Genomic DNA, 21,917 nt, shown 5'->3' with positions numbered 1-21,917 from the left:
GTGTGACAAAAGGGAAGGCGACAGGACAATGGCGGATCTTCTGACGATGAGCGACAAGAAAAACGCGGACAAGCAAAAGGCGCTCGACAGCGCGCTGGCCCAGATCGAGCGGCAGTTCGGCAAGGGGTCGATCATGAAGCTGGGCGACGGCGCCCGCCAGGAGATCGAGGCCAGTTCGACCGGCTCTCTGGGGTTGGACATCGCCCTGGGCATCGGCGGCTTGCCGATGGGGCGGATCATCGAGATCTATGGGCCGGAAAGCTCGGGCAAGACGACGCTGACCCTACATTGCATCGCAGAACAGCAAAAACGCGGTGGTGTGTGTGCGTTCGTCGATGCGGAACATGCGCTGGACCCGCAATACGCCCGCAAGCTGGGGGTGGATCTGGACGAGCTTCTGATCTCGCAGCCCGATACGGGTGAACAGGCGCTGGAAATCACAGATACGCTGGTGCGTTCCGGGGCGGTCAACATGGTCGTGGTGGACTCGGTGGCGGCGCTGACGCCGAAATCCGAGTTGGAAGGCGACATGGGCGACAGCAACGTAGGTGTGCAGGCCCGGCTGATGAGCCAGGCGATGCGCAAGCTGACCGGCTCGATCGCCCGCAGCAACTGCATGGTGATCTTCATCAACCAGATCCGCATGAAGATCGGCGTCATGTTCGGCAGTCCGGAAACCACGACCGGGGGCAACGCTCTGAAATTCTACAGTTCGGTCCGCCTGGACATCCGCCGCATCGGCGCGATCAAGGATCGCGATGAGGTGGTCGGCAACCAGACGCGCGTGAAAGTGGTCAAGAACAAGGTGGCGCCGCCGTTCAAGCAGGTGGAATTCGACATCATGTATGGCGAAGGCATCAGCAAGATGGGCGAATTGCTGGACCTGGGCGTCAAGGCCGGCGTGGTCGAGAAATCGGGTTCGTGGTTCAGCTATGGCGATGAACGGATCGGGCAGGGGCGGGAAAACGCCAAGCAGTACCTGCGCGAGAACAGCCGGATCGCGCTGGAGATCGAAGACAAGATCCGTGCCGCGCACGGGCTGGAGTTCGACATGCCGCCCGGGGTGGACGAGGACGACATCCTCGAAGCGTGATCGACCGGGGCAAAGACGGGCAGGGCGGTCCTTTGGGCCGCCCTGTTTCCTTCGCGGTGCAGCAATCCTGTGGACTATCGGCGGGCGGGGGGCTAAACCGTCGCGACAGATCATGAATGCGCGCTGAGAGAGCCCAATGCCCACGCTGAACGATATCCGCTCAACCTTTCTGAACTACTTTGCCAAACAAGGGCACGAAGTGGTCGCGTCGAGCCCGCTTGTGCCGCGCAACGACCCGACGTTGATGTTCGTCAACTCGGGCATGGTGCAGTTCAAGAACCTGTTCACCGGGCTCGAGACCCGCGACTACAAGCGCGCGACCACCGCGCAGAAATGCGTGCGCGCCGGAGGCAAGCACAACGATCTGGACAATGTCGGTTACACGGCCCGCCATCATACGTTCTTCGAGATGCTGGGCAACTTCTCGTTCGGGGATTACTTCAAGGAAGCGGCGATTCCCTTCGCCTGGGAGCTGATCACCAAGGAGTTCGGGATCGACAAGAACCGGCTGCTGACGACGGTCTATCACACCGACGACGAAGCGTTCGAGATCTGGAAAAAGGTCGGCGTCCCCGAGGACCGGATCATCCGCATCGCCACCAATGACAATTTCTGGCAGATGGGCCCGACCGGCCCCTGCGGCCCCTGCACCGAGATCTTCTATGATCACGGCGACCATATCTGGGGTGGCCCTCCGGGTTCGGCTGACGAGGACGGCGACCGGTTCATCGAAATCTGGAACATCGTCTTCATGCAGAACGAGCAGTTCGAGGACGGCTCGATGCGTGAACTGGACATGCAGTCGATCGATACCGGCATGGGGCTGGAACGGATCGGCGCGCTGCTTCAGGGCAGCCATGACAACTATGACACCGATCTGTTCAAAACGCTGATCGAGGCGTCGGCGGATGTGACCAATGTCGACCCCTATGGCGACCAGAACGTGCATCACCGGGTGATCGCCGACCACCTGCGGTCGACCTCGTTCCTGATTGCGGATGGTGTGATGCCGTCGAATGACGGGCGCGGCTATGTGCTGCGCCGGATCATGCGCCGGGCCATGCGTCACGCGCATCTGCTGGGCGCCAAGGATCCGGTCATGCACCGTCTGGTGCCCACGCTGGTGCAGCTGATGGGCGCGCAATATTCCGAACTGGGCCGGGCGCAGGCGCTGATCGAGGAAACGCTGTTGTTGGAGGAAACCCGGTTTAAGCAGACGTTGGACCGCGGTCTGAAGCTGCTGGACGACGAGGTTGCCGGCCTGCCCGACGGTGCGCCCTTGCCCGGCGAGGCCGCCTTCAAACTGTATGACACCTATGGCTTTCCGCTGGACCTGACGCAGGACGCCCTGCGCGAAAAAGGCCGCACCGTCGACACCGAAGGGTTCGATGCCGCGATGGCCGAACAGAAGGCGAAGGCTCGGGCCGCCTGGGCGGGATCGGGGGAAGCTGCCGATCAGGCCGTGTGGTTCGATGTTCTGGACGCCGCCGGAGCGACCGATTTCCTGGGATACGAGACCGAAAAGGCCGAGGGTCAGGTTCTGGCCGTGATCCGCGACGGTGCACTGGTTGACAAGCTTGAGCCGGGGGAAAGCGGCTGGATCGTCTCGAACCAGACGCCGTTCTATGGCGAGGCCGGTGGTCAGGTCGGCGACTCCGGCGTCATTCGGCGCCTGGAGGACCGCGACGAGGTCGCCCTGGTCGAAGACACCAAGAAGTTCGCCGACGGCAAGGTGATCGCGCACAAGGTTACGGTCGAGCGTGGCACATTTGCCAAGGGCGAGGCGGTGGAGCTTGAGGTCGATCACGCCCGTCGCAGCGCGATCCGGGCCAACCACTCGGCCACGCATCTGCTGCACGAGGCCTTGCGCGAAACGCTGGGGGCGCACGTGGCGCAGCGCGGCTCTCTGAATGCCGCCGACCGCCTGCGCTTTGATTTCAGCCACACGAAGGCGATGACGCCCGAGGAAATCGAAACGGTCGAGCGCGAGGTGAACGCTTTCATCCGTCAGAACTCGCCCGTGGAAACCCGGATCATGACCCCAGACGATGCCCGAAAGCTGGGCGCGCAGGCGCTGTTCGGCGAGAAATACGGCGATGAGGTGCGCGTGGTTTCGATGGGCAAGGCGCCCACGGGCAAAGGCCATGACGGCGAGACCTGGTCGATCGAACTGTGCGGCGGCACCCATGTGCGCCAGACGGGTGACGTCGGCACATTCGTCATCCTGGGCGACAGCGCCAGCAGCGCCGGCGTGCGCCGGATCGAGGCTTTGACGGGGGATGCCGCCCTTGAATACCTCTCGACCCAGGACCGCCGCCTGGCGCAGGTCGCGTCCGAACTCAAGGCGCAGCCCGAGGATGTGGTGAGCCGGGTCAAGGCCCTGCTGGACGAGCGCAAGGCGCTGCAGAACGAGGTGGCACAGCTGCGCCGCGAACTGGCCATGGCTGGAGGCGCGGGTCAGGCCAATGGTGCCGTGGCCAAGGATGTCAACGGCATCAAGTTCCTGGCTCAGGCCCTGAGCGGGGTCTCGGGCAAGGACCTGCCGGCCTTGATCGACGAACACAAAAGCCGTCTCGGCTCGGGTGCGGTTCTGCTGATTGCCGACAGCGGTGGAAAAGCCGCGGTTGCGGCCGGTGTGACCAACGACCTGACGCAGAAAATCTCGGCGGTCGATCTGGTTCGGGCAGCCGTGCAGGAACTGGGCGGCAAGGGCGGCGGCGGACGGCCCGACATGGCCCAGGGCGGCGGCCGCGATCCTTCGAACGCAGCCGCGGCCATCAAGGCGGCGGAACAGGTATTGGGAGGTTAGGATGCCTGCACTCTGGATTGCTCATGTCACGGTGACAGATGCCGAGGCATATGGAAAATATGCCGAACTGGCAGGCCCTGCGATTGCCAAGCATGGCGGGCATTTCATCGCGCGGGCAGGGCGGTATGTTCAGCTTGAGGGCAAGGAACGGCCGCGCAACGTCGTGGCCAAGTTCCCGTCCGTCGAGGACGCAGTGGCCTGCTACAACTCGCCGGAATACCAGCAGGCGCTGGATCATGCGCGCGGGGCCAGCGAACGTGAACTGATCGTTGTTGAGACCAACGAGTAGAGAAAGTTTTCAGGCCGACCACCAATCGGCCTGAATTTGGATTGCTGCCGAGAAATGACGTCGGTCGGATATTTTTGCCGACCGTGGCGAAAATCCTCTGTGCACGCGCAGAGGATGCCTGCCCCGGCAAGGTAAGCCTGCAAGCGCGTTGTTTCGTGGCGTGTCTTTTTGTGCCTTATTCTTGATCTGAAAACGCCCAATTGAGTCACGGATTTCTGCCGTTTTCGATTCTTATTCTGACCGGTGAACGCGCGGTGCCCTAGGTCGCTTGAGGCTTGTTTGCAAGCTGGGTCGGGCAACTGGGTACCTGCGTTCGGTTGGAATTGATCATGGGGCAGACATGAAGGCGGCATGCGGGACTGTTTTCATTTCGAATTTGATTGGCGCCATTCGGAGCGGCTCGCTGCAACGCATGTTCTGCGCTCTGCTGACAGGCATGATTGTGACCACAAACGTCGCGGCCGCCGAAACGGCGTTCATCCCGGTTGGCGTCGCATCTCCGCCGCCAGCCGGCGCCATTCAGCTGTGCAAAACGTATAGTTGGGCGTGTGCGAAGGAGTCTTTTCGAACGCTCAGTCTGACCTCCGAGTTGGAAGTCGTTCGCCAAGTCAACCGGAGCGTAAATTCTTCGACCCGCGAAGTGCCCGATCGAACTCAATACAAGACAGTGGAAAAATGGGCGCTGCCGACAGCCTCAGGTGGGGATTGCGAGGATATAGCTCTTCTCAAGAAGAAAGAACTTGTGAAGGCGGGTGTCAGTCCGAAGCGGCTCTTGATTGCCACCGTTCTGGACAGGAGCAAGAGCGGTCACGCGGTGTTGGTCTACCGTTCCTCGAATGGCGACATGATCTTGGACAATCAAACCAACCGGATCAGGCCGTGGTCAGCGACCAAGTACCTATTCCTGCGCATGCAGGATCCCAATCAACCCCACCGATGGATCGGAGTTTATCGGCGCAGCTGAATTTTCTTCCAGCGCGTGTCGATTGACGAAATCGCTGAAGGCAGGGCTAAGAACTGAAGCCCTGCATTCGCGTTCGAGCCCTTCAACTCTTGTCGTCATTGGCATTGAAGCCTTGTTCTGGGCCGCTTCCCTTGGGGCCATTGCCACCCGCAGTGTTGCCCTTGCTTCCCCAGCGACCTCAAGCGGAACTCTTGCCACTGTTTTTTCCATTTCCACCCTTGTTGCCTTTGCCCTTCTTCTTACCTTTCCCGTCCTTCTTGCCCTTGCCGCCTTTTTTACCTTTGCCTCCCTTATTTCCTTTGTCGCCCTTTTTGGCTTTTCCCTTTTTCTTGCCCTTTCCGTCGCGATCAGGCCTGTCGTCGTCGTTCGGAGGGCCTGAACAGGTGCAACCTCCATCGTCACCGCCGGTGTTGTCGCCATCGCCACCGCCGGTGTTGTCGCCATCGCCACCGCCGGTGTTGTCGCCATCGCCACCGCCGGTGTTGTCGCCGTCGCCACCGCCGGTGTTGCCGCCATTGCTGTCGGTCGTGCCTGGCCCCTGCGCGTCTGAGCTGCCAGTCTCGGGTTCGGACGGTCCGTCGCCTCTTCTCTGTTGCTGAACACCGATTGAGGCTGTCGGAATATCGGTCAGGAGCACGGCAAGTTGCGGGCATTCAGCGCCAACCCTCGTCAGAATCTGTTCAAAGTCCGCGCGGCGTTGGATGTATCTCAGCATACCTCTTGTGACTTGATCGCATTCACACAGTACCTAAGCGGACGCCCCGGATTGGCGCGCAGTCTTTACACTACAGGCCTGTGAGGCGTTTGCGGTGGTCACGGAAACAGCCAGAAAACCAAATGCTACAATCAAACTCGAAAATGAAAGGGGCTGAGAACCCATAGCAGATACCTCTCAGAACTCGTTACTCGATCTGCTCAGCTGCCTTGGAGTTTCATAACCTGCGAAACCCACGGAGACTCCAATTGGCAGCGTCACGCTTTCGACAAATTTTGCACAAGCCGTCGCCATATTGGCAAGGTTTGCCAAGGAAAAATCGCAGCATTCTTTTCGGGCCAATGGAGGAAAGAAAAGAAAAAACGGAAAAAAAGGCGCATTCTGGGAATGCGCCTTGAAATCCCTTGTTTGCGGGATTTGGAAACAGTTAGGTTCCTGATGAACTATTGCACAAGGGGATGCATCAATTTTTAGGATGCATTCAGGCGGACTTGGCCATCCGCTTCCGCTCGTGCGGGTCGAGGTAGCGCTTCCGAAGGCGGATCGCGTTCGGGGTCACTTCGACCAGCTCATCGTCATCGATATAGGCGATGGCTTCCTCCAGCGAGAACTGGACATGCGGGGTCAGCCGAACCGCGTCGTCCGATCCGCTGGCGCGCACGTTGGTCAGCTTCTTGCCCTTCAGCGGGTTCACTTCCAGATCGTTTTCGCGCGAGTGCTCGCCGATGATCATCCCCTGATAGACATCCGTCTGCGGGCCGATGAACATGCGGCCGCGCTCTTCCAGGTTCCACAGGGCGTAGGCCACGGCCTGACCGTTCTCCATCGAGATCAGAACGCCGGCGCGCCGCCCGGGAATCGGCCCTTTGTGGGGCGCCCAGCCATGGAACACGCGGTTCAGAACGCCGGTGCCGCGGGTGTCGGTCAGGAACTCGCCGTGATAACCGATCAGCCCGCGCGACGGAACATGCGCGATGATGCGGGTCTTGCCGGCGCCGGCCGGGCGCATCTCGACCAGTTCGCCCTTGCGTGCGCCGGTGATCTTTTCGATCACGGAACCCGAGTATTCGTCATCCACGTCGATGGTGACTTCCTCGATCGGCTCCAGCCGCTGGCCATTTTCCTCGCGGAACAGAACCTGTGGGCGCGAGATGCTGAGTTCGAACCCTTCACGCCGCATGTTCTCGATCAGAACACCCATCTGCAATTCGCCGCGGCCGGCCACCTCGAAGGCTTCTCCACCGGGGGTGTCGGTAATCTGGATGGCCACGTTGGATTCGGCCTCTTTCATCAGGCGGTCGCGAATGACGCGCGACTGGACCTTCTTGCCGTCACGCCCCGCCAGCGGCGAGTCGTTGATGCCGAAGGTCACGGTGATGGTGGGCGGGTCGATCGGCTGGGCGGGCAGGGCCTCGTCGACCTGGGGCGCCACCAGCGAATCCGCCACGGTGGCCTTGCTCATGCCCGCGATGGTCACGATGTCGCCCGCTTCGGCCACGTCGATCGGCTGCTGGCCGAGGCCGCGGAAGGCCAGGATCTTGGTGGCGCGGAAATTTTCGATCAGGGTGCCGTCACGGCTGAGCGCCTTGAGCGCGTCGCCGGCCTTGAGCGTTCCGCTTTCGACACGGCCGGTCAGGATGCGGCCGATGAACGGGTCGCTGCCGAGGGTGGTGGCCAGCATGCGGAAGGGTTCGTCCTTGCGCGCGATCTGTTTCGGGGCAGGGACGTGATCGACGATCAGGTCGAACAGCGCCGACAGATCCTTGCGCGGCCCGTCCAGTTCCATGTCGGCCCAGCCCGACCGCCCCGAGGCGTACATGGCCGGGAAATCAAGCTGGTCATCGTCGGCGCCGAGGTTGGCGAACAGGTCAAAGCATTCGTCCAGCGCGCGGTCCGGCTCGGCGTCGGGCTTGTCAACCTTGTTCAGAACGACGATCGGGCGCAGGCCCAGCGCCAGAGCCTTGGACGTCACGAACTTGGTCTGGGGCATCGGGCCTTCGGCGGCATCTACCAGAAGCACGACGCCGTCGACCATGCTGAGGATACGCTCGACCTCGCCGCCGAAATCGGCGTGGCCGGGGGTGTCAACGATGTTGATCCGCGTGCCTTTCCACTCGACACTGGTGGCCTTGGCCAGAATGGTGATGCCGCGTTCGCGTTCAAGGTCGTTGCTGTCCATGGCGCGTTCGGCCACGGCCTGGTTCTCCCGGAACGCGCCGGATTGTTTCAGAAGTTCGTCCACCAGGGTCGTTTTGCCGTGGTCCACGTGGGCGATGATTGCGATGTTGCGCAGGTCCATGAAGTCAGCCTTTGAACGGGAAGTTGCCGCGCGCATAGCGCGGGACGCCACAAGTTACCACCCCTAACGCGCGATCAATGCACCGCCGCGCGCGAAAACAGGTGAATGACAAGGATTCCGCCCAGAATCATCGCCAGCCCCAGCACCGCGGGCCAATCCAACCGCTGCCCGAAAACGACGAATCCGATCAACGCGATCAAGGTGATGCCCAGCCCGGACCAGATGGCATAGACGATGCCCACAGGCATCACCTTCAGCGTCAGCGCCATCAGATAGAAGGCGACGCCATAGCCGACCACGACCAGAACCGAAGGCCACAGTCGCGTGAATTGCTGGCTGGCCTGAAGGGCCGTGGTGCCGATGGTCTCGGCGACGACCGCCAGCAGAAGGATCAGATAGGCTTTGGGCATGATGCGGTACCTTGTTTCGAAGTCTCCGAAGGTTGACCACAGCCAGAGAGGAATTGGCAAGAGGCGGACGCCCTTGGCGCGGATGCCGATTGACGCGAAGGTCAGGTAAACCGGACTATGCCAGCGGGCAAAGTGATGTATCTTGAGAACAGTTTTTGGTGCTTTTGTTACGAGTTTTTCATATGACGACTTTTATCAAGTTCGTCCTGTGTGCTTCGGCACTCATTGCGGCGACTGGGTGGCTTGCTGACGGGGGGTCCGTCGATACCGACGCAGCCTATCTGGCTGAAAGGTCAAGCAAAACAGAAATTTGATCGCCGATGAGGTCGCGAAAAGGAGCCCGAGGGCTCCTTTTTTTGCGGCTTATTTCTTTTCGATGGCCTTCAACTTGGCGCGATGTTCCGACAGCCTGCGGATCACGAACTGGCGGGCCTTGCGCTCGGCCAGGCGCACGCGGATCTCGGTCAGAAAGGCCTCTTCCAGCGACTGCGAGGCCGCGCCCAGCACTTCGCCGACCTCGACATAGAAACGGTCCTGCCCGGTTTCGTCCATGACCTTCATCGTGTCCTCGGCCAGTTTGGCGGCCAAAGTGGTGATCGTGTCCGACATCAGCGCGTGTTCTCGGTCAGGCGACGTTTCACATAGTCGGTGACGTTGGTGATCAGCGTATCCATGTGTTCGCCCTGGAAGAAATGGTCGGCGCTCTCCACCTCGGTATGGGTGATGGTGATGCCTTTCTGCTCGTGCAGCTTGCCGACCAGCGCGGTGGTGTCCGCGGGCGGCGCCACGCGATCGGCGGTGCCGTTGATGATCAGGCCCGACGAGGGGCAGGGCGCGAGGAACGAAAAATCGTACATGTTGGCCGGCGGTGAGACGCTGATGAAGCCGGTGATCTCGGGCCGGCGCATCAGCAGTTGCATGCCGATCCAGGCTCCGAAGGAAAAACCTGCGACCCAACAGTGTTTCGAGTTGTTGTTCATCGACTGCAGATAGTCCAGCGCCGCCGCGGCATCGCTGAGCTCGCCCACGCCCTGGTCATACTCGCCCTGGCTGCGGCCGACGCCCCGGAAATTGAAGCGCAGGACCGTGAAGCCCATGTTGTAGAACGCGTAATGCAGGTTGTAGACGACATTGTTGTTCATGGTCCCGCCGAACTGGGGGTGCGGGTGCAGCACGATGGCGATCGGTGCGTCTTTTTCCTTTTGGGGGTGGTAGCGGCCTTCCAGGCGGCCTTCAGGTCCGGGAAAAATCACCTCGGGCATGTGTGCGGTTGTCCTGTCTTTTTCTCGCGGGCGCCGCGATATACTTGACGGTTATCGTCAGGCACCTTAGAACGGTTCTAATTGAGTATCGCAGCGTGAACACGCTGTCCGACGGAGATACGCATTGACTGCGGCGACGTCAATGTTTTCACGCGGTTCACGCCGGAGGGATCGAGGAAATGAAGCTGTCCACCAAAGGTCGTTACGCGATGGTTGCGCTGGCCGACATCGCACTTCAGCCCGCCGACACCCTGGTGACGCTGGGTGAGATTTCCGAGCGTCAGGACATCTCGCTTCCTTATCTGGAACAGCTGTTCGTCAAACTGCGCCGCGCCGATCTGGTCGCATCGGTGCGCGGGCCGGGCGGCGGCTATCGTCTGGCGCGGCCAGCGTCCGAGATTCGCGTGGTCGAGATTCTGTCGGCCGTGGACGAGACCGTGGACGCCATGCACAAGGGGGCCGGGGCGTCTGGGGCGTCTTCGGGCAGCCGGGCGCAGTCGTTGACCAACCGCCTGTGGCAAAGCCTGAGTGCCCATGTCTATGTATTTCTGCACCAGACCCGGCTGTCGGATGTCATCGAGAACGATCTTGCGCCTTGTCCGGCAGTGCCCAGCCTGTTTTCGGTCGTGGACGATTGATCGGATGAAACCTGCGATGCGCTCTGAACGGATGTCGGAAAAGGTGACTCCATGAAACGTGTTTACCTGGATCACAACGCCACGACCCCGCTGCGCCCCGAGGCGCGCGACGCGATGATCGCGGCGATGGAGGTCTGCGGGAACCCGTCCTCGGTCCATGCCGAGGGGCGTGCGGCCAAGGCCGTCATCGAAAAGGCGCGTGCGCAGGTTGCGGCGGCCTTTGGGGCGGATGGTGCCGATATCGTATTCACATCCGGGTCGACCGAAGGCGCGGCGCTGGCCTTGGAAGGGCGCGGGCTGCATGGCGCGGCGATCGAGCATGATGCCGTAAGGGCCTGGACTGTCGAGGATTTGCCGGTTTCGCGCCAAGGCGCTGTCACCGTTGCCGACCCGGGCCGATCCACGTTGCAACTCGCCAATTCTGAAACCGGGATCATTCAGGCCTTGCCCAAGGGTCTGGCCGTCACCGATGCCACGCAGGCGTTCGGGAAATTGCCCATCGCCTTCAACTGGCTGGATGTGCAGATGGCGTTGGTCTCGGCGCACAAGCTGGGCGGCCCAAAAGGCGTGGGCGCCGTGGTGATGAAACGCGGCACCGATCTGGAGGCCCGGATCAAGGGCGGTGGCCAGGAAATGGGGCGCCGGTCCGGGACGGAAAATGTCATTGGAATTGCGGGGTTCGGCGCTGCAGCTGAAACGGCGGCGCGGGATCTGGCAGACGGAGTTTGGGAAAAGGTTGCAGAACTTAGAAATATTCTAGAAAAGGCCCTTGAGGCTGGTTCTAAATCTACTATTTTTGTCGGGAAAGATCAGGATCGGTTGCCCAACACCCTGTGCTTTGCGACGCCCGGCTGGAAGGGCGAAACGCAGGTGATGCAGATGGATCTGTCGGGCTTTGCGATCAGCGCCGGTTCGGCCTGCTCCAGCGGCAAGGTGAGGGCAAGCGCGGTACTGACCGCGATGGGATATGACGAGGCCACGGCGGCCAGCGCGGTGCGCGTTTCGCTGGGTCCCGAGACGAGTGAAGAAGACGTGCTACGTTTCGCCGAGACGTGGCTGGAAAAAGAGAAAAAGCATCGCGCGCGGGCCGCGTGATCTGACGGAGGGTGGAACATGGCCGCTTTGGACCAGACCCAGGTAAAAGAAGGTGTCGATCAGGAAACCGTTGACGCGGTGCGCGAGGTCGGAACCTACAAATACGGGTGGGATACGGATATCGAGATGGAATACGCGCCCAAAGGCGTGAACCCCGATATCGTCAAGCTGATCTCGGAAAAGAACGAAGAGCCCGAGTGGATGACCGAATGGCGTCTGAAGGCCTTTGAGCGCTGGACCCAGATGGAAGAGCCCAAATGGGCCATGGTCCACTATCCTGAAATCGATTTTCAGGACCAGTATTACTATGCCCGGCCCAAGTCGATGGAGACCAAGCCCAAGTCGCTGGACGAGGTCGATCCCAAGCTGCTGGCCACTTACGAAAAGCTGGGTATCCCGCTGAAAGAGCAGATGATTTTGGCAGGCGTCGAAGGCGCCGAGGACGCCCCGGCCGAGGGCCGCAAGGTCGCCGTGGACGCGGTGTTCGACTCGGTTTCGGTGGGCACGACCTTTCAGGACGAACTGAAAAAGCATGGCGTGATCTTCTGCTCGATCTCCGAGGCGATCAGGGAACATCCCGAACTGGTCAAGAAATACCTCGGCTCTGTGGTTCCGGTGTCGGACAATTTCTATGCCACGCTGAACTCGGCCGTATTCTCGGACGGCTCGTTCGTATATGTGCCGCCCGGCGTGCGCTGCCCGATGGAGCTGAGCACCTATTTCCGCATCAACGCGGAAAACACGGGCCAGTTCGAGCGGACGCTGATCATCGCCGACAAGGGCTCGTACGTGTCCTATCTGGAAGGCTGCACCGCGCCGCAGCGTGATACCGCGCAGCTGCACGCCGCAGTGGTCGAGATCATCGTCGAGGAAGACGCCGAGGTAAAATATTCGACCGTCCAGAACTGGTTCCCGGGCGATGAGAACGGCAAGGGCGGCATCTACAACTTCGTGACCAAGCGCGCCGATTGCCGGGGCGACCGCTCCAAGGTGATGTGGACCCAGGTCGAGACCGGCAGTGCCGTGACCTGGAAATACCCGTCCTGCATCCTGCGGGGAGATGACAGCCAGGGCGAGTTCTACTCGATCGCCATCACCAACAACTACCAGCAGGCCGATACCGGCACCAAGATGATCCATCTGGGCAAGAACACCAAGTCGCGCATCGTGTCCAAGGGCATCAGCGCGGGCAAGGCCCAGAACACCTATCGCGGGCTGGTGTCGATGCACCCCAAGGCCAAGAACAGCCGGAACTATACCCAGTGCGACAGCCTGCTGATCGGCGACAAATGCGGAGCGCACACCGTTCCGTATATCGAGGTCAAGAACAACAGCAGCCGGGTCGAGCACGAGGCCACCACCTCGAAGGTCGATGACGATCAGCTGTTCTATTGCCGCCAGCGTGGCATGGACGAGGAAGAGGCCGTGGCGCTGGTGGTCAACGGTTTCTGCAAGGACGTGCTGCAGGCGCTGCCGATGGAGTTCGCCATGGAAGCCCAGCAGCTGGTCGCGATCTCGCTGGAAGGCTCGGTCGGCTGATGGCCCGCTCGCCGCGCAACCGCAGGGATGATGTCCTGACCGCGGCGTCTTATGCGCTGCCGGTTCTGGGCGGCTTGCTGGGCGTGGCCTATGTCAACGTGAAATACACCGATTTCATCAACCCGGTCTGGGCAATCGGCGGCGGGGCGGTCCTGGGATGGATCGCGGCGCGGCTGCTGCGCAGGGTGCTGGGATAGGAACAGACCGGGGCCGGCGCGTCCCGACGATACGCAAAAGGACAAAACATGCTGGAAATCAAGAACCTGCACGTCAAACTTGAGGAAGAGGAAAAGCAGATCCTCAAGGGCGTGGACCTGACGGTCGAGGCCGGGAAGGTACACGCGATCATGGGGCCGAACGGCTCGGGCAAGTCGACGCTCAGCTATGTGCTGTCTGGTCGCGACGGGTACGAGGTGACCGAGGGTTCGGCGACGCTGGATGGCGCGGACCTGCTGGAGATGGAGCCGGAAGAGCGCGCCGCGGCGGGCCTGTTCCTGGCGTTCCAGTACCCGGTCGAGATCCCCGGCGTGGGCAACATGACCTTCCTGCGCACAGCCGTGAATGCCCAGCGCAAGGCGCGCGGCGAAGAAGAACTGTCGGCCGCAGATTTCCTGAAACTGGTGCGCGAAAAGGCCAAGTCGCTGAAAATCGACGCCGACATGCTGAAACGCCCCGTGAACGTGGGTTTCTCGGGTGGTGAGAAGAAGCGCAACGAAATCCTGCAGATGGCGATGCTGGAGCCCAAGATGTGCATCCTGGACGAGACCGACTCGGGCCTCGACGTGGATGCGATGAAACTGGTGGCCGAGGGCGTAAACGCGCTGCGCGACGAAGGCCGCGGGTTCCTGGTGATCACCCACTATCAGCGCCTGCTGGACCACATCAAACCCGACGTGGTGCACATCATGGCCGATGGCCGGATCGTCAAGACCGGCGGGCCCGAACTGGCGCTGGAAGTCGAAAACAACGGTTACGCCGACATTCTTGCCGAGGTGAACTGATGGCCTTGCCCGACGTGAAACAATCCGCGACCGAAGCGCGGCTGGCCACGCTGCGCATGCCCGAAGCCGGCTGCACCCGCGATGCACGCGAGGCGGCCTTGGCCCGGCTGCGCGCCATGGGTCTGCCCGGGCGGCGCGACGAGTATTGGAAATACACGCGCCCCGATACGCTGATCTCGCCCGAGGCCCCGAAGGCCGAGGTGTTCCACACCGACGAACCGATGGTCTTTGACGGGTTCGACCGCCTGAAGATCGTCTTCGTCGATGGCGTGTTCAGCCCCGAGGACAGCGATGACCTGACACTGGAAGGCGTGAGCATCGACCGGCTCGAGGATATCTGCTGCAAAGACATCCACTGGGCCAAGCAGCTGTATGGCGTGCTCGAGGAGCGCGGTCAGACCCCGGTTCAGCGCCCGTTGGCGGCCCTGAACACCGCCTTTGCGCAGGACGGCGTGGCGATCCATGTGACCGGCAAACCGTCCAAGCCGATCAGCCTGATCTATCGCCACGACTCCGAAAGCTCGGACGCGATCCTGCACCACGTGATCCGCGTGGAAAGCGGGGCCGAGGTTACGATTCTCGAGAATGGTCCGGCGGCCTCGCGGTTCAACAAATGCATCGAGATCGACATCGCCGATGGCGGCACGCTGCATCATGTCCGGGCGCAGGGCAGGGACCATCAGCGCCGTGCCGCGACGCATATGTTCACCCGGCTGGGCAAGGACTCCGTCTACAAATCCTTCACCCTGACCGTGAATGGCGTGCTGACGCGCAATGAACAGGTGGTCGAACTGACCGGCGACGATGCGGTGGCGCATGTGGCCGGCGCCTGTGTCGGAGATGGCGATTTCCACCATGACGACACGGTGTTCATCACCCATGACGCGGTGAACTGCGAAAGCCGTCAGGTGTTCAAGAAGGTTCTGCGCAACGGCGCGACCGGCGTGTTCCAGGGCAAGATCCTGGTCAAGGAAGGCGCCCAGAAGACCGACGGTTACCAGATCAGCCAGTCTCTGCTGCTGGATGACGACAGCCAGTTCCTGGCCAAGCCCGAGCTTGAGATCTATGCCGATGACGTGGCCTGTTCACACGGGTCGACCTCGGGCGCGATCGACGAGACCGCGCTGTTCTACCTGCGCTCGCGCGGGGTTCCGGCCAAGGAAGCGACCAACATGCTGACGCTGGCCTTTTTGGCCGAAGCCGTCGAAGAGATCGAAGACGAGGCGCTGGCCGAGGACATCGTCTCGCGGCTGGAAGGCTGGTTGGCGCGGCACAGCTGATGCCGGTGACCACCGATATCGTCGCCACCTATCGCGGCCCCGGCCGCGTGGTGCGCCGTCTGCTGGACATGGGCCAGCGCGAAGACCGCGCGCTGGCCTTCGTCATGGCGTTCTGCGTGATCGGTTTTGTTGCCCAGCTGCCGGGGCTGGCGCGCCGGGCCCATCTTGAGGGGCTGGACCTGAACATGCTGATGGGCGGAGCCTTGCTGGGTTCGGTATTCATGCTGCCGCTGATGTTTTACGTTCTTGCGTGGGCGTCCGGCGGAATTGCTCGGCTGCTGGGCGCGCCCGTGACGTCCTACATGGCGCGGATTGCATTGTTCTGGGCGCTTCTGGCGTCTTCGCCACTGGTTCTGCTGAATGGCCTGGTGGGCGGCTTCATCGGTCCCGGCCCGGCGCAGACGGGGGCCGGCCTGCTTTGGGTTGCGGTTTTCGCGTGGTTCTGGTTTTCGGGTCTGGCACAGGCATCGAGGACCGCGACATGAACAGCGCCTATCTGGGCAACCTCGCAATTCTGACCCTGGCCAATCCGGCCGAGGCCGCGCGGCGGCTGCTGGCCTCGATCCCTCCGCGCGAGGTGTTGTGGATCGCACTGGCGCTGGTCGTGGTTCTGAACGCTCTGGCGCAATCCGCTTCGACGCTGGTTTTTCCGGCGTTGGACCCGTCGCTGAACATGCCCTTCGAACCGGTCGTGCAGTCGCTGGCGACGTCGGCCGGGGCCTTGGCGCTGAGCATTTTCGCCTTTCTGTTCGTCGGGCGCATGCTGGGCGGCACCGCCAGCCTGGATGGGATCATGGTATTGATGATCTGGCTGCAGTTCCTGCAGATTCTGGGCCAGCTGATCATCTTCGTCGTGGTTCTGGTGATGCCCGCGATGTTTCTGATGCTGGTCCTCGCCATGAGCCTGTACAGCCTGTACATCAGCCTGCATTTCGTGAACCAGGCGCACCAGTTTCATTCGCTGGGCAGATCCTTCGTGGTCATTCTGGTCTCGGGGCTGCTGGCCATTCCGTTCGTTCTGATGATGACCCCCAGCGGGCCGGTCTAGGGAATCTTGTCCATGTATGATGTCCAGAAAATCCGCGCCGATTTTCCGATCCTTTCGCGGCAGGTGAACGGGAAACCCCTGACCTATCTCGACAACGGCGCCTCGGCGCAGAAACCCCAGGTGGTGATCGATGCGGTCACCAATGCCTATGCGCAGGAATATTCGAACGTGCATCGCGGGCTGCACTATCTGTCGAACCTGGCCACCGAGAAATACGAAGCCGTGCGCGGCACCGTCGCGCGGTTTCTCGGGGTGGCCGACGAGAACGAGATCGTGCTGAACTCGGGCACCACGGAAGGGATCAACCTGGTGGCCTATGGCTGGGCCATGCCGCGGATGCAGGCCGGAGACGAGATCGTTCTGAGCGTCATGGAACATCACGCCAACATCGTGCCTTGGCATTTCCTGCGCGAACGTCAGGGCGTCGTTCTGAAATGGGTGGATGTGGATTCCAACGGCGCGCTGGACCCGCAGGCCGTGATCGACGCAATTGGCCCAAGGACCAAGCTGGTGGCGGTTACGCATTGCTCGAACGTTCTGGGCACGGTGGTCGACGTCAAGGCGATCACCGAAGGCGCCCATGCCAAGGGCGTGCCCGTGCTGGTCGATGGCAGCCAGGGCGCAGTGCACATGCCGGTGAACGTGCAGGACATCGGCTGCGATTTCTACGCCATAACCGGGCACAAACTGTATGGGCCTTCGGGATCCGGCGCCATTTTCATCAAGTCCGAGCGGATGGCGGAAATGCGCCCGTTCATCGGCGGCGGCGACATGATCAAAGAGGTCTCGAAGGAGTCGGTGATCTACAATGATCCGCCGATGAAGTTCGAGGCCGGAACGCCGGGTATCGTACAGACCATCGGCTTGGGCGTCGCGCTGGACTACATGATGGATCTGGGCATGGAGAACATCGCCGCGCACGAGGCGGGCCTGCGGGATTATGCCATGCAGCGGCTGGGCGGGCTCAACTGGCTGCAGGTGCAGGGAACCGTGCCGGACAAGGCGGCGATCTTCAGCTTTACGCTGGATGGCGCAGGCCATGCGCATGACGTATCGACGATTCTGGACAAGAAAGGCGTCGCCGTCCGCGCCGGCCACCATTGCGCCGGGCCGCTGATGGATCATCTGGGCGTCACCGCAACCTGCCGTGCCAGCTTCGGCCTCTACAACACCAAGGACGAGGTCGACACGCTGGTCGAGGCGTTGGAACTGGCGCACGATCTCTTTGCCTGAAATCGCGCCGGAAACCGGTTCGTCTGGTGCAAAATCCGGTTGCACCCGGATCGGAACAAGGTTAGCTAACGGCCAACGCACCTGTAGCTCAGCTGGATAGAGCGCTGCCCTCCGAAGGCAGAGGCCAGAGGTTCGAATCCTCTCAGGTGCGCCACTTTCAAAAGTTGTGACGGTCGATCCGACGACGGCTGGGGCGCGCTTGCCGCCCCGAGCGGCGATTGGTCCGGGGTCAAAACAAAAAGCCCCGGGCGCGGGGCTCCGGGGCGGGCAGGTGGAACAGCGGGCTGTGGCTTCAGCCGCGCCAGGTGCGGACGTCACCGCAATCCATGTGCACGAAATTCGAACGGTAATACTGGCCGACACCACCGGCCCGGCAGGACATGGCCGCCTTGGCCATTTGCGAGACCGAACGCGACGCCAGTCGCAGGTCCGCGGCCTGGCCCTTCATGTGCAGAGAGTTCTTGGCGACGCCGCGCGACCGGCGGCGCAGCATCGCGTTGGTCTGCGGCGACCGATAGCCCGACAGCAGCATATAGGGTTCGTTGACATCCAGCAGGTTGTGTGCCGCGGCCATGATGTCGATGGTGCGCAGGTCGATGTCGGTGGACTGATCCGTGCGCCAGTCGCGCATGAAATGATTGATCTCTTTCACGGCGTCCTTGATGTATTTTCCATCGACCCAATAGATCATGTCAATGCGTTCACCGGTGCGCCCCGAATACATGCGGATACGGCGGATGTCGCCGCCACCGCGAAGAAATCCTGCTGCATTTGCATAGGTCGGTGCTGCGGTCACGGCCGTTGCCGCAAATGCGCCCAGAAGGGCACGCCGGGTGATTCCCGATGCACTGCTCTCGGTCATTTCGTGTTCGTCCCGTACAGTTCCTGCCTGCACACGATGTTACGTGCGCTTTCTTAACTTAGTTCCATCCCAGATGCCGAAATGTATGCCACACGGGGATTCGGCGGCCAAGAAGTCTTTGGGTCGCAGGGTCGCCACGGGGAATTTTCGGCGAATTTCTGCGCATGTGATGCAAATTTCACCCGCTTGCATGTTTCGGTGCCCCAAAGATGCAAGCGCGCATCACGCCGAAGCGGATGCGCCCGGTTCCTGCCTTTGTGAATGGACAATCCGCCACCGGCTGACTCATACTTGGACGGCTCGGGAAATGGTTGCACAAGTTGTTGATTGAATTGAGGTACGGAATGAATTTCATCCATGGGAATACGCGTCGGTTGTTGATGGTCGCAGGGCTCGTCCTTGCGGTCGGGCACACCCCGGCCGCGGCCCAGGACGCAGGGCAAACCGCGTTTCGGATGGCAGTTGCGGAAAGCGCGCTTCACCAGGACGAAATCACCGCGTTTTATCGATCGAACGGGTATTCCGCGATCTGGGTCGGTGACGCGCCCGAGCATGTTGCGCGGCGTGCGGCGCTCATCAATGCCCTGTCGTCGGCGCATCTGCACGGCCTGCCGACCGGGGCCTACGTTGTCGAAGGCCTGCTGGCGCTGATGAAAAATGCGCGGACTCCGCGTGAACTTGGTGCGGTTGAAGCGGCGCTCAGCCTCGCATTCGTCCGGTACGCGCGCGACGTGCAATCGGGCGTTCTGCATCCGTCCGAGATCGATGACGGCTTGGTGCGTCCGGTGGCCGTGCGACCGGCATCCGAGCACCTGTCGGCCATGCTGGCCGATGATGACGGGGCCTATGTCGCGCAGCTTGCCCCGCGATCCAGCCAATACCGCGCCCTGATGAAGCAGAAGCTGGTCCTGCAGGAGCTGATCCGCCATGGAGGTTGGGGGCCGACCGTTCCCGATGGGAAATACGAACGCGGCGCAAGCGGCGCCGGGGTTTTGAAGCTGCGTGACAGGCTGGTGGCGATGGGTTTCATGAAGCCGACGGCCAGCCCCGTCTACGATGACGCAATGGTTGCGGCGGTGCAGGCCTTTCAGCGCGCGCACGGGCTGGAACCCGACGGCGTGGCCGGGCAGGGGACGGTGGCCGAAATCAACAGGTCGCCGGCCGACCGGCTGAAATCGGTCATCGTCGCGCTCGAGCGCGAACGCTGGCTGCCGGCCGATCGCGGCGAGCGGCACGTCCTGGTCAACCAGGCGGATTTCTCGGCCAAGATCGTTGACCACGGCCGCGTCACCTTTCAAACGCGTGCCGTCATCGGCAAGAACACCCATGACCGCCGCAGCCCCGAGTTTTCGGATCAGATGGAACACATGGTCATCAACCCCAGCTGGCACGTGCCGCGGTCGATCATCACCAAGGAATATCTGCCGAAACTGCGCGCCAACCCAAATGCCGTGCGCCATCTGGAAATCACCGACCGGCGGGGCCGGCGGGTGGATCGCGGGGCCGTGGATTTCAATCAATTCTCGGCCAACAGTTTTCCGTTCGCCATGCGCCAGCCGCCGGGCCAGAGCAATGCCCTTGGGCTGGTCAAGTTCATGTTCCCGAACAAATACAACATCTACCTGCATGACACGCCGCAAAAAAGCCTGTTCGCGCGCGAGGTCCGGGCGTTTTCCCACGGGTGCATCCGTCTGGCGCAGCCGTTCGAGTTTGCCTATGCGTTGCTGGCCCGGCAGGAAGAAGACCCCAAGGCGTTCTTTCACCGGATCCTGAATACGGGCAAGGAAACCAAGGTGGATCTGGACCAGCCCGTACCGGTGCATCTGATCTACCGCACGGCCTATATCGGGCCGAAGGGCGATGTGCAGTATCGTCGTGACGTCTATGGCCGGGACGCCAAGATCTGGGACGCGCTGCAAAAAGCGGGGGTGGTCCTGCCCGACGTTCAGGGGTAATCACGGGGCAGATCCTGTCACGAGGAAGCCCGCGATGCAGTTCACTTTGCAGCAGATTGCCGACGCCCTGGGCGCGCCGGCCGAAGGAAACACCAGCCTGACGATCCTGCGGGCGGCCGAACCGGCCGACGCCGGTCCGACCGATCTGGCCATGGCGATGGCGCCGAAATATGCCGAGGCTCTGGAAAAGGGCGCGGCGCGTTGTGCCGTGCTGTGGGAAGGCGCCGACTGGAAGGCCATGGGCCTTGAAGGTGCGATTTTCGTGACCCGCCCGCGCATGGCAATGGCGGGCATCACCGCGATGCTGGACCGGGGGCAGGGCGTCGAACCCGGCGTGCATCCCTCGGCCGTGGTGGATCCGACCGCCGAGATCGGCAAGGGTGTCTCGATCGGCCCATTGTGCGTGATCGGTCCCCGAGCGCGGATCGGTGCCGGGTCGGTCATCGGCGCACAGTGCCATATCGGTATGGACGCGGCTCTGGGCGAAAACTGCCTGCTGCGCGAAATGGTCAGCATCGGCGCGCGCGCAGTGATCGGGGACCGTTTCATCGCCCAGCCCGGCGCACGGATCGGCGGCGATGGGTTCAGTTTCGTCACCCCCGAGGTCTCGGGCGTGGAAAACGTGCGCAAGACGATGGGCGATGCCGGCGATGCCAAGGCCCAAAGTTGGCTGCGTATCCATTCGCTGGGCGCGGTCGAGATCGGCGACGATGTCGAGGTCGGCGCCAACTGCACCGTCGACAACGGCACCATCCGCAACACCGTGATCGGAAGCGGATCGAAGCTCGACAACCTCGTGCATGTGGGCCACAACACCCGGGTCGGGCGCGACTGTCTGCTGTGCGGCCAGACCGGCGTGTCCGGCTCGGTCGAGATCGGCAACAACGTGGTACTGGGCGGCCAGACGGGCGTCGTCGACAATATCTTCATCGGCGATGGGGTGATCGCGGCCGGCGGAACCAAGATCCTGTCGAACGTGCCGGCCGGGCGCGTGATCATGGGCTATCCGGGCGTGAAAATGGCCACTCATACCGAAATATACAAGGCGCAGCGCCGCCTGCCGCGCATCGCGCGTGACGTCGAGGCGTTGAAAAAGGCGGTTTTCAAACAGCCGCCGAGCGACTAAATCAACGCCAACGTGACAATCAGGGGAATGACATGAGCATCAGCGACCGCGTCATCGCAATCATTGCCGAGCAGGCCGTGCTGGAGCCGTCGGACGTGACGCCCGAAAGCACGCTCGAGGATCTGGGGATCGACAGTCTGGGCCTGGTTGAAAGCATCTTCGCGATCGAGGAAGAGTTCGACATCTCGATCCCCTTCAACGCCAACGAACCCGAGGCCAGCGATTTCGACATCTCGAACGTGGCGGCGATCATCGCAGGGATCGAAAAGCTCGTGGCGGAAAAGGTCTGACACGGGGCC

General features: G+C 61.9%; 22 protein-coding genes and 1 tRNA gene. 17 read left to right on the top strand and 6 right to left on the bottom strand.

The window, feature by feature from the left end:
- Positions 1-28: 28 nt before the first annotated feature.
- The 4 genes from recA to F3H26_RS01830 all read left to right on the top strand — a co-directional run bounded on the left by recA (position 29) and on the right by F3H26_RS01830 (position 5,155).
- The gene (recA, locus tag F3H26_RS01845; RefSeq protein ID WP_149774364.1) at positions 29-1,093 is read left to right on the top strand and encodes a recombinase RecA; all 1,065 of its coding nucleotides are present in this window, start codon (positions 29-31) and stop codon (positions 1,091-1,093) included.
- 136 nt (positions 1,094-1,229) lie between these two features.
- A complete protein-coding gene (alaS, locus tag F3H26_RS01840; protein WP_149774363.1) occupies positions 1,230-3,902 on the top strand; it encodes an alanine--tRNA ligase in 2,673 nt (890 codons plus the stop codon).
- Between the two features lies 1 nt (position 3,903).
- Positions 3,904-4,191, top strand: coding sequence for a DUF1330 domain-containing protein (locus tag F3H26_RS01835; protein WP_149774362.1), 288 nt, complete (start codon positions 3,904-3,906; stop codon positions 4,189-4,191).
- A gap of 340 nt (positions 4,192-4,531) precedes the next feature.
- On the top strand, positions 4,532-5,155 hold the full coding sequence (locus tag F3H26_RS01830) for a transglutaminase-like cysteine peptidase (RefSeq protein ID WP_223162406.1): 624 nt from the start codon (positions 4,532-4,534) through the stop codon (positions 5,153-5,155).
- Between the two features lie 178 nt (positions 5,156-5,333).
- On the opposite strand, the gene F3H26_RS01825 is transcribed toward F3H26_RS01830, so the two are convergent.
- The 5 genes from F3H26_RS01825 to F3H26_RS01805 all read right to left on the bottom strand — a co-directional run bounded on the left by F3H26_RS01825 (position 5,334) and on the right by F3H26_RS01805 (position 9,841).
- Entirely contained in the window at positions 5,334-5,870 is a 537-nt protein-coding gene (locus F3H26_RS01825; RefSeq protein WP_149774361.1) for a hypothetical protein, read from the bottom strand.
- A 481-nt stretch (positions 5,871-6,351) separates the two neighbouring features.
- The gene (typA, locus tag F3H26_RS01820) at positions 6,352-8,169 is read right to left on the bottom strand and encodes a translational GTPase TypA (RefSeq protein WP_149774360.1); all 1,818 of its coding nucleotides are present in this window, start codon (positions 8,167-8,169) and stop codon (positions 6,352-6,354) included.
- Positions 8,170-8,243: 74 nt separating this feature from the next.
- Positions 8,244-8,579, bottom strand: coding sequence for a DMT family transporter (locus tag F3H26_RS01815; RefSeq protein ID WP_149774359.1), 336 nt, complete (start codon positions 8,577-8,579; stop codon positions 8,244-8,246).
- Between the two features lie 363 nt (positions 8,580-8,942).
- Positions 8,943-9,188, bottom strand: a complete 246-nt coding sequence (locus F3H26_RS01810; RefSeq protein WP_005983173.1) for a hypothetical protein — start codon at positions 9,186-9,188, stop codon at positions 8,943-8,945.
- Positions 9,188-9,841, bottom strand: coding sequence for an alpha/beta hydrolase (locus F3H26_RS01805; RefSeq protein ID WP_149774358.1), 654 nt, complete (start codon positions 9,839-9,841; stop codon positions 9,188-9,190). The genes F3H26_RS01810 and F3H26_RS01805 overlap by 1 nt, the downstream gene beginning before the upstream one ends.
- A gap of 179 nt (positions 9,842-10,020) precedes the next feature.
- Here F3H26_RS01805 and F3H26_RS01800 point away from each other — a divergent pair, with 179 nt between their 5' ends.
- The 10 genes from F3H26_RS01800 (at position 10,021) to F3H26_RS01755 (ending at position 17,829) form a co-directional block, all read left to right on the top strand.
- On the top strand, positions 10,021-10,479 hold the full coding sequence (locus F3H26_RS01800) for a Fe-S cluster assembly transcriptional regulator IscR (RefSeq protein ID WP_149774357.1): 459 nt from the start codon (positions 10,021-10,023) through the stop codon (positions 10,477-10,479).
- A gap of 51 nt (positions 10,480-10,530) precedes the next feature.
- Complete coding sequence (locus F3H26_RS01795) at positions 10,531-11,574, top strand: cysteine desulfurase family protein (protein WP_149774356.1); 1,044 nt, start codon at positions 10,531-10,533, stop codon at positions 11,572-11,574.
- 18 nt (positions 11,575-11,592) lie between these two features.
- Positions 11,593-13,113, top strand: a complete 1,521-nt coding sequence (gene sufB, locus F3H26_RS01790; protein WP_149774355.1) for a Fe-S cluster assembly protein SufB — start codon at positions 11,593-11,595, stop codon at positions 13,111-13,113.
- Positions 13,113-13,310: a hypothetical protein gene (locus tag F3H26_RS01785; RefSeq protein ID WP_149774354.1), complete on the top strand. Its 198-nt coding sequence runs from the start codon at positions 13,113-13,115 to the stop codon at positions 13,308-13,310. The genes sufB and F3H26_RS01785 overlap by 1 nt, the downstream gene beginning before the upstream one ends.
- A gap of 48 nt (positions 13,311-13,358) precedes the next feature.
- Positions 13,359-14,114 carry a Fe-S cluster assembly ATPase SufC gene (sufC, locus tag F3H26_RS01780; protein WP_149774353.1) on the top strand — a complete coding sequence of 252 codons (756 nt, stop codon included), beginning with the start codon at positions 13,359-13,361 and terminating at the stop codon, positions 14,112-14,114.
- Complete coding sequence (gene sufD, locus F3H26_RS01775; RefSeq protein ID WP_149774352.1) at positions 14,114-15,394, top strand: Fe-S cluster assembly protein SufD; 1,281 nt, start codon at positions 14,114-14,116, stop codon at positions 15,392-15,394. Before sufC ends, sufD begins: the two co-directional genes overlap by 1 nt.
- The gene (locus F3H26_RS01770; protein WP_149774351.1) at positions 15,394-15,879 is read left to right on the top strand and encodes a YIP1 family protein; all 486 of its coding nucleotides are present in this window, start codon (positions 15,394-15,396) and stop codon (positions 15,877-15,879) included. The genes sufD and F3H26_RS01770 overlap by 1 nt, the downstream gene beginning before the upstream one ends.
- Positions 15,876-16,442, top strand: a complete 567-nt coding sequence (locus F3H26_RS01765; protein ID WP_149774350.1) for a Yip1 family protein — start codon at positions 15,876-15,878, stop codon at positions 16,440-16,442. The genes F3H26_RS01770 and F3H26_RS01765 overlap by 4 nt, the downstream gene beginning before the upstream one ends.
- Before the next feature lie 12 nt (positions 16,443-16,454).
- A complete protein-coding gene (locus F3H26_RS01760) occupies positions 16,455-17,675 on the top strand; it encodes a cysteine desulfurase (RefSeq protein WP_149774349.1) in 1,221 nt (406 codons plus the stop codon).
- Between the two features lie 77 nt (positions 17,676-17,752).
- Positions 17,753-17,829: transfer RNA gene (locus tag F3H26_RS01755), tRNA-Arg, on the top strand.
- 138 nt (positions 17,830-17,967) lie between these two features.
- Here F3H26_RS01755 and F3H26_RS01750 read toward each other — a convergent pair.
- Positions 17,968-18,537, bottom strand: coding sequence for a YcbK family protein (locus F3H26_RS01750; RefSeq protein ID WP_149774348.1), 570 nt, complete (start codon positions 18,535-18,537; stop codon positions 17,968-17,970).
- Positions 18,538-18,881: 344 nt separating this feature from the next.
- On the opposite strand from F3H26_RS01750, the gene F3H26_RS01745 reads away from it, so the two are divergent.
- From F3H26_RS01745 to F3H26_RS01735, 3 genes are read left to right on the top strand one after another with little or no spacing between them, the layout of a single operon-like run.
- A complete protein-coding gene (locus F3H26_RS01745; RefSeq protein WP_149774347.1) occupies positions 18,882-20,492 on the top strand; it encodes a L,D-transpeptidase family protein in 1,611 nt (536 codons plus the stop codon).
- Positions 20,493-20,526: 34 nt separating this feature from the next.
- Entirely contained in the window at positions 20,527-21,618 is a 1,092-nt protein-coding gene (gene lpxD / locus F3H26_RS01740; protein ID WP_149774346.1) for a UDP-3-O-(3-hydroxymyristoyl)glucosamine N-acyltransferase, read from the top strand.
- Positions 21,619-21,650: 32 nt separating this feature from the next.
- Complete coding sequence (locus tag F3H26_RS01735; RefSeq protein ID WP_149774345.1) at positions 21,651-21,908, top strand: acyl carrier protein; 258 nt, start codon at positions 21,651-21,653, stop codon at positions 21,906-21,908.
- Positions 21,909-21,917 lie beyond the last annotated feature (9 nt).

The sequence above is a fragment of the Ruegeria intermedia genome (assembly GCF_900129345.1).
Taxonomy (GTDB): domain Bacteria; phylum Pseudomonadota; class Alphaproteobacteria; order Rhodobacterales; family Rhodobacteraceae; genus Ruegeria; species Ruegeria intermedia.
The sequence above is the reverse complement of the archived record's forward strand: the minus strand, read 5'-3'. Positions and strand labels throughout refer to the sequence as shown.